The sequence below is a fragment of the Ancylomarina longa genome (assembly GCF_003996985.1).
Taxonomy (GTDB): Bacteria; Bacteroidota; Bacteroidia; order Bacteroidales; family Marinifilaceae; genus Ancylomarina_A; species Ancylomarina_A longa.
The window spans coordinates 1-544 of sequence record NZ_RJJX01000178.1 but is presented as its reverse complement, the minus strand read 5'-3'; the positions used below and the strand labels follow the sequence as shown (position 1 = coordinate 544).

Genomic DNA, 544 nt, shown 5'->3' with positions numbered 1-544 from the left:
CCATAAATATGTTGCTCCCGCATTGCCGGCATCCAATGTGATGCTGCTGCCTGCACAGGTCTGCTGATCCGCTCCYAAATCTACGATTGGATTGGCATGAACAGTAACATTCACATCATCGCTGGCGGAACAGCCATTKGTATTRGTTACTGTTACAGAATAATTTCCTGATGTTGATACATTGATAGTCTGTGAGGTTTCTCCGGTACTCCATAAATATGTTGCTCCCGCATTGCCAGCATCCAATGTGATGCTGCTGCCTGCACAGGTCTGCTGATCCGCTCCCAAATCTACGATTGAATTGGCATGAACAGTAACATTCACATCATCGCTGGCGGAACAGCCATTTCCATTGGTTACAACAACGGAATAGTTACCACTAATTGATGTACTAATTGTTTGCGTAGTTTCTCCGGTACTCCATAAATATGTTGCTCCCGCATTGCCAGCATCCAATGTGATGCTGCTGCCTGCACAGGTCTGCTGATCCGCTCCCAAATCTACGATTGGATTGACATGAACAGTGACATTTACATCATCACTG

The 544-nt window shown here is 45.8% G+C and carries 1 protein-coding gene; it reads right to left on the bottom strand.

What is annotated here, in order from left to right:
* Positions 1–544: DUF642 domain-containing protein (locus tag DLK05_RS16890; protein WP_127345106.1), on the bottom strand; the 544-nt coding region annotated here is incomplete at both ends.